We start from the raw sequence: 6,448 nt of genomic DNA on the forward strand, positions 1-6,448 counted from the left end.
CCGGGCGAGATCAAATCGGAATGGTGGGCGAGATCATCTCGGAATCCTGGGCGAGATCAAATCGGTACACCCGGGCGAGATCCTCGGAATCAGCAGGCAGAAGCAGTTCGTTATCGACGGCGAAGCCGTGGTGCTCGGCGTCGATGGCATTTCCTATTTCAACGCGCTGCACTCCCGCAAGCACGAACACGAGGTACAGCTTTACGCCTTCTATATCCTCGCCATGGGCGGCCGATTTGCGCGCCCTGCCCCTCCACATGCGGAAGACCCAGCGGGACGGGATAGCCGTGGCGGCGTTCGAGCGCGGCGAGATCGAGCCCGATTTGTTTCGAACTGCCTGCCGGATGTGTCTGGAGGGCCTACGACGCGGACTGATAAAGACGTAGCCATAACCTGATTGACGCGAGTTGCACGAAGGCAAGGTAGTTGGCGGCGAGCCTGTCGTAGCGCGTTGCGACCCGACGACATTGCTTGATCCTTTTGAAGAATCTTTCCATCTGGTTTCGAGCGCGGTAAAGGTACGGGCTGAAGCAGATCGGATCATTACGCTTGCATTTTGGCGGGATGTTTGCCCATGCACCTTTCTTCATGGCAAGATCTCTGATCCAGTCAGCGTCGTAACCACGATCGGTGAGCAGCATCGATTCTGGCTTCAACGAGACAGAAGTTTTCGGGCAAGTCGATTGTCATGGGCCTCACCAGGCGTCAGTGCCAGCGGTATGGGCAGGCCATTGCCATCTACAAGCGCATGAATCTTGCTGGTCAACCCGCAGCGGGACAATCCTATCGATTGTCTCTGGTTCTTGGCGATGCACGCTCCGTGCTGATGAACGCGGACAATAGAGGTGTCGATGATCTGGACCGCCGCATCGTGAGCAGCGGCGAGTGCATTATGATTCGGCTCCAGACACCGGCCCGGCGCGAGCGAACAAAGCGGTTATAGCAGGTAAGTGTAGGGCCAAAATGATCCGGCAAATCGCGCCAAGGTGCCCCAGATCGCAGGACCCAGAAGATGCCATTGACTTGCCCGAGGAACTATCGGCTTGTTTGGTAGCATAGACTTGATAGCTGCCCATTCGTAGTCCGTTAGTTCATGGCGCATGATTCGAAGCCTCAGTTTGGGAGCTTGAATCACGGGGGCCGGGGCGAGCACAATGCTTTTGCCATGTCAGGCCGACTTGTCCTCACGGCTGCCCTCAAGCTTATCTCGCAAGGCCGTGATCACGCGATGGACAATCCGTATATCCTTGACCGACAGCCCTTCTGAAAGATCGTTGATCCAGGGAGCCTGCAATTCCATTGCGGCTTCGAAGGCGCGCTGTCCATTCTCAGTGAGCACGACGAGCTGCGCCCGTCGGTGATGCGGGTTGACCTCAAAAGATACGAGGCCCTCCCTGTGCAGATCATTGATAATCCGCTGCACGTTTTGACGATTGCCGCCGAGGTCGCGTGCGAGCCAAGCGACCGGTTGGGGACGTTCGGCGGACACAATGGCGCCAAGCACCTGCCAGCGTGCGCTTGTTAGGCCAAGCGGGGCGACCAGACGGTCGCCGGCCGTCAGAAGTAGGCTGTCGAGCCTGAATAGATCGAGAACAAGGTCGGTCAGGGCGTCACCCTCGGGGGTTCGCTCAGCTCTCTTCATTTGTCACCATCGTTTTATATTGACACCATCGTGTCAATCTGACATGTAACCATAATACCAATTAGGCATCATGTATCAAATAGCGATGGAGGCACTCATGTCGTTGCTACGCCCACTCGACCCTTCCTTTCCGATCGACCGCCAGATCGCAATCGAGGCAAATTCGGTCGTCCTGGTGAACCTATTCACTCTCGACAAAGCCGATGAGGCGGCTTTTCTCAAGACCTGGCAGGACGACGCAGCGTTCATGAAGCGACAGCCGGGCTTCATTTCCACTCAGCTGCACAGAGCTCTCGGCGACAGCTCGACTTATCTGAATTACGCCGTCTGGGAATCCACCGCACACTTCCGCGCGGCCTTCACCCATCATGACTTTCTCGCAAAAATCGCCAGCTATCCGGCCTCGGCGATAGCTTCCCCTCACCTGTTCCAGAAAGTTGCCGTGCCCGGCATCTGCGTTGCCTAGCCCTGCTGTTTTTAGGAAGGAAAGATACTCATGATCAAGTTGATCCATCCTGTCGCTGGCGCCTTGGTTATCGCAACGATCGGCACATTTTGGCTATCGACGGTACTCAGCGAGCTGTTCGCGTCCCATGCCACAGTTGCAGCGGTTAAGAGCACCATACCGTGGGGTTTCTTGTTGCTGATTCCTGCGCTCGCTGCGACCGGTGGTACAGGTGTCATCTTGGCAATGGGGCGCCGGGCCGGACTGATCGGGGCCAAATTCAAGCGCATGTCATTCATTGCAGGAAACGGCACCCTGATTCTTATTCCGTCTGCGTTCTTCCTTGCGTCGAAGGCTCAGGCGGCAGAATTCGATGCCACGTTCTATGCTGTGCAGGCGATCGAGCTCGTCGCGGGCGCAACAAACATTACACTTCTTGCTCTCAACATGCGGGACGGTCTCAAAATGAAGGGATGGTTGCGCCGCAAACCCGCTTGATCACCTGAACCGGAACTGCGCGGACAACTGACCTGACGCCCGGTGTTGTCGTGATTTAATGAGTACGCGCCCTAGGCTTGTACTCATTAAAGCGCAGATGCCTTGGCATATGAGCATATATTCACAAACTCACAATGAGCTGGCCGGAAGGCGTTGGTTCGTTGCATCGACGTTGAAACGGCTCCCCGGCCGACAGCGCCGAGGCGTTCTCATAACCCACTAGAGGAGCGCGCTATGTCCTGGAAGTGGAAGCCGAGTTGGTACATCTTGGGCGGCAAGGACAGCATCGTGCAACGGGCTTTTCAATGTCTTGTCACAAACCGCTCGACTGTCTTTAAGATCGACGGCCGCCGCGTCTCCAAGCGGGCCCAGGCCGACCTGGTGGATCTGATCCGCAAGGCTGCAAACGCCCTTCTGCACCTAAGGCGGCGCAAGGTGCATCGCAGCCGGTTCAGTGAACCAAAAGGAAATCCGCGCAAGGCGAAGGGCGAAGCGCCATTGCAGACCTCAGCAGATTTTGTGCGCACCTATAGTGCTGTCGTCGACGCGCTCGCAGCCACGATTCTCAACGCAGAGGCCGCCTTAAACTGGTTGGGCACTCAACCGCCAGATCTGGAAGAAGCCCGGCGAGCACTTAGTACTATCGCTAAGGACGGTAAGCGAGCAGGCGCAATTATCGTTCGACTTCGAGCGCCGATGCAGGATAACGCTCTTGATCCCTAAACGCGCTCTGACCCGCACACCATCCAGTTTATGATTGGGTTGTCTAATCGCTGCTGAAAGGTCAAGCATATAATCTTGTTGAAGTGCTGCCGGATTCACGGTTGTCTTCGCGGTCGACAGTAGCCGCCGCATGATGGAGCTTCGCGGGACGAGCCCTTCAATGTGGACGACGCACTTTGCTGAGTCGGCGGTGCATATCAGCGGAATGGCTCGGCTCACGTCCCGGCAAGGGACACCTCAAGCGTTCAGCTTCAGAACGCTAATCGGATTCATGCGATGGCTCCGGCTGTCGGATTGAACAGCTCGCCAGTCTTAAGCATTGTATGCATTATCACTGCCAGCTTGCGCGCCACAGGCACGGCAGCTCTTTTGAAGCCGATTCTTTCCCGGAGCTGCAAACCCCACGTGCCCAACGTGCTTCGCTTGAGCTGCGCGTGAGAATGACCGTCGCTGCTTCGTACAGAAGCCCTCGCAAATGACGGTCGCCACGTCGGGATATATGGCCGTCATAATCGACTTCTCCGGATTGATAGCGGCGCGTCGTCAGGCCGATCCACGCAACCAACAGATCGTGATTTCTTAAAGTTGTCCGGCTCCTCAATGGCCGTGGCAAAGGCGGTTGCGGTGATCACACCGATGCCGGGATGGACATAAGGATGCGGCAAGCCTGGCTCTGTCGCGCGCGTCACGGACCAACTGGCGTCCGAGTTCGGCGGCGCGGATGCAAATGCCACGCCAGGCTTCCAACATCGGAAGCACGATCGACGCAAGTCCGTCTTGATCGGCAAGAAGGCTCCGGACGTTCCTCTCGAAGGTGCTTCCCTTTCCGGCTGGAACGAAGCTTTTCATGATACCGCGGATCTGGTTGGAAAGCTCGGTAGCGATTCGGACGAGCCGCGTGCGCGCCGCCACAAGCGTGCGGGTCAGCATACTGTCGAATCCCTTCACGCGCACCTCGCGAAAGAACCCGACTTCCGCCAGCTGGGCCAGCCCATCGGCATCGTTCGCGTCCGTCTTGTTCGCCGCCATATCGAGTGCCGCTTTAGCATGGCGCGCCCATATTTCGTCGGAAACATGCGGTGGGTAGCGCGGAGAAATTCCCGATAGCGCCGCGGCGCATCTTCGATCGTGAGCGCACCCTCTAGGATCGCAAGCATCATTTCGCTCATGACCTCTTTGCGGGTTTCGAAATCGAGGTATCGTGGCCCTGCCCGGTCGACCGCCGTGAATATCTCATTTGACGGCCCAGCGATGATGCCCGTGAGCGACGGTCCTCGATTGATTGATTTGGCTACGATCAGCTTCCGTGGCTGGTATAAGCTCGCCCGCTTCTTGAGGAAGATGGGTTTAAGGAGGGCGGCAAGCTGCGGATCGTCGCACATCGGGGCTTGCAGTTGGTTAGCGCGTATCACGCGCGTATCGGAGTGACGATAGCTAGTCAGCTGCGACATTGTAAGACCGGCCTTCGCGCCCTCAATCGCCGCATTGACCTGCTCGGCAGTGTAGCTCGACTTCTTTGAACGAGGTATTCGCCTTCGCGGGTGGCCTCGCTCGATGTCGATCACCCATTGTCGGCTGACGCCGATCTTCGTCGCCAGGGTCGCCTGGTCGAGCTTGAGGTGTTTTCGCCTGTCGCGAATGACGGCGCCTAGATCAGCAGGTGTGAATATGAACATAGTCCATCCGCATGTGTAAGCGATCGCTGATACCTTAAAAGGCCGGCGATCGCCAACATTTCGGGATGTCAGCGATCGCTGACATAAACATTAAGAAATGATTAGCTTCCGCCCTTATCCGAGCAGCGCTGGAGCTCGAGACGAACCTTCGAAGCCTCAGCTTTCGGAGAAAGTTCTCTTGGTCTATTTAACAGTTCCGATCAAGGCTGTTGAAATGGCTCGAGCCAGAACTCGGCGGTTTTCTGGACTGCTCACCATTGTCGCGTGGTTGCCTGGAACCGGTACGGCACGAATAGCCCCAGCATTCACGACCCGGTCCCACCCCTGGTTTGGCGAGCCGCTACTGGGTTGTTTGTCAGGTGGTACCCAACGACTGATGAGAGGCTCACTCGCATAGAACTGATGTATTTCAATCGCGAGCGGCGGAACGCGATACGATTGTAGCGCGCGGTGAAATGTCGCGGCCCTTTGATACATCGAAACGTCACTGTGAAGATCGTGATCTGGAGCTAACGCTCCTATTTGCTGCGCCTTTTCAAACAACTCAGAGATGGAACATTGTTCGGTGTCGCGTTCCAAAACCTCGTGATACTCATCCCGCAAGATTCCACAACGATCCAAGACAAATTCTCGTGCCAAATTCTTCAATGATCCCTTTGAAGAAGCCGCAGGTAGACTAACATCGATGAACGCCATGAATGATACAACTTCATCAACACTCAGTAACTGCTCGGCAATTGCATAAGCCAGGATTGCACCTGATGAGTATCCAGCAAAGCGGTATGGGCCACGTGGCTGGATCTGTTGAATCGCAAGAATCACCTCCGCGGCCATCGCCTCAATAGTCGGTGGACGAACGTCATCGAAAGGGGGCCATGGCAGAGCGTAGACCGAGCAGTCTGCATCCATTTCCGCCGCCAAACCGAGGACATACGAACAATCCCCAAAACCTGTGGGGACAAAGAACAGAGGTGGCTGCGATCCGGTCGGTCGAACGGGAATCACCGCCGTGTTACTGGGCTGCACCTGCAAACGAATCTTCGATGCAAGCTCCTTCAGAACTGGGGCTCGGAAGAGGTCGGTGGCGCTAAAACTCAGCCCAAGATTTAATGCGCGACTGAGCATCTGCACGGCCAAGAGCGAGTGGCCGCCCAGTTCGAAGAAGTGGTCGTTGCGCCCGATGCGCTCGACACCCAGGAGCTCGGCCCAGATCCGCGCCAGCGCCGTCTCGACCGCGCCTTGCGGCGACTGGTAGGCCGCCAGCGCATAGGCCTGATCGGCTGGCGCCGGCAGCGCCTTCCGATCAAGCTTGCCGTTCACCGTCAGCGGAAGCGCCGCCAGCCGCACGAACGCACTCGGCACCATGTAGTCCGGCAGCCGCGCACTTAAGTGCGCCCGCAAGGCGCCCGCAAACCCGCTTCCGTCGCCCTCGTCCGAGCCGGCCTCGGGCGCGCAGACGACATA

General features: G+C 57.1%; 7 protein-coding genes and 2 pseudogenes. 3 read left to right on the forward strand and 6 right to left on the reverse strand.

Annotated features, from left to right (window positions below; genetic code table 11):
* Nucleotides 1–10: 10 nt before the first annotated feature.
* The 3 genes and pseudogenes from GA0061098_RS47355 to GA0061098_RS43030 all read right to left on the reverse strand — a co-directional run bounded on the left by GA0061098_RS47355 (nt 11) and on the right by GA0061098_RS43030 (nt 1,642).
* On the reverse strand, nt 11–190 hold the full coding sequence (locus GA0061098_RS47355; protein ID WP_208610753.1) for a hypothetical protein: 180 nt from the start codon (nt 188–190) through the stop codon (nt 11–13).
* Nucleotides 191–359: 169 nt separating this feature from the next.
* Nucleotides 360–1,102 (reverse strand): annotated as a pseudogene (locus GA0061098_RS43025) (IS5 family transposase).
* A 66-nt stretch (nt 1,103–1,168) separates the two neighbouring features.
* Nucleotides 1,169–1,642 carry a MarR family winged helix-turn-helix transcriptional regulator gene (locus GA0061098_RS43030; protein WP_091968132.1) on the reverse strand — a complete coding sequence of 158 codons (474 nt, stop codon included), beginning with the start codon at nt 1,640–1,642 and terminating at the stop codon, nt 1,169–1,171.
* A gap of 85 nt (nt 1,643–1,727) precedes the next feature.
* Between GA0061098_RS43030 and GA0061098_RS43035 the strand changes: the two genes are divergently transcribed.
* The 3 genes from GA0061098_RS43035 to GA0061098_RS43045 all read left to right on the forward strand — a co-directional run bounded on the left by GA0061098_RS43035 (nt 1,728) and on the right by GA0061098_RS43045 (nt 3,308).
* Complete coding sequence (locus GA0061098_RS43035) at nt 1,728–2,108, forward strand: antibiotic biosynthesis monooxygenase family protein (RefSeq protein ID WP_091968134.1); 381 nt, start codon at nt 1,728–1,730, stop codon at nt 2,106–2,108.
* Between the two features lie 30 nt (nt 2,109–2,138).
* Nucleotides 2,139–2,585, forward strand: a complete 447-nt coding sequence (locus GA0061098_RS43040; protein WP_091968135.1) for a hypothetical protein — start codon at nt 2,139–2,141, stop codon at nt 2,583–2,585.
* Nucleotides 2,586–2,819: 234 nt separating this feature from the next.
* A complete protein-coding gene (locus tag GA0061098_RS43045) occupies nt 2,820–3,308 on the forward strand; it encodes a hypothetical protein (RefSeq protein WP_091968137.1) in 489 nt (162 codons plus the stop codon).
* A gap of 269 nt (nt 3,309–3,577) precedes the next feature.
* On the opposite strand, the pseudogene GA0061098_RS43050 reads toward GA0061098_RS43045, so the two are convergent.
* The 3 genes and pseudogenes from GA0061098_RS43050 to GA0061098_RS43060 all read right to left on the reverse strand — a co-directional run.
* Nucleotides 3,578–4,364, reverse strand: a pseudogene (locus GA0061098_RS43050) (IS110 family RNA-guided transposase); the annotation flags it as partial.
* Complete coding sequence (locus GA0061098_RS44605) at nt 4,253–4,984, reverse strand: helix-turn-helix domain-containing protein (RefSeq protein WP_129591129.1); 732 nt, start codon at nt 4,982–4,984, stop codon at nt 4,253–4,255. The pseudogene GA0061098_RS43050 and the gene GA0061098_RS44605, both read right to left, overlap by 112 nt.
* A 183-nt stretch (nt 4,985–5,167) precedes the next feature.
* A partial coding sequence (locus GA0061098_RS43060; protein WP_245324005.1) for a thioesterase domain-containing protein occupies nt 5,168–6,448 on the reverse strand: 1,281 nt, incomplete at its 5' end.

Source organism: Bradyrhizobium shewense (assembly GCF_900094605.1).
In the GTDB taxonomy this organism is placed as follows: Bacteria; Pseudomonadota; Alphaproteobacteria; order Rhizobiales; family Xanthobacteraceae; genus Bradyrhizobium; species Bradyrhizobium shewense.

Coding starts and splice junctions, on each gene's coding strand:
- GA0061098_RS43030 (WP_091968132.1), bottom strand. CDS start 1,642: ATGAAGAGAGCTGAGCGAACCCCCGAGGGTGACGCCCTGACCGACCTT.
- GA0061098_RS43035 (WP_091968134.1), top strand. CDS start 1,728: ATGGAGGCACTCATGTCGTTGCTACGCCCACTCGACCCTTCCTTTCCG.
- GA0061098_RS43040 (WP_091968135.1), top strand. CDS start 2,139: ATGATCAAGTTGATCCATCCTGTCGCTGGCGCCTTGGTTATCGCAACG.
- GA0061098_RS43045 (WP_091968137.1), top strand. CDS start 2,820: ATGTCCTGGAAGTGGAAGCCGAGTTGGTACATCTTGGGCGGCAAGGAC.
- GA0061098_RS44605 (WP_129591129.1), bottom strand. CDS start 4,984: ATGTTCATATTCACACCTGCTGATCTAGGCGCCGTCATTCGCGACAGG.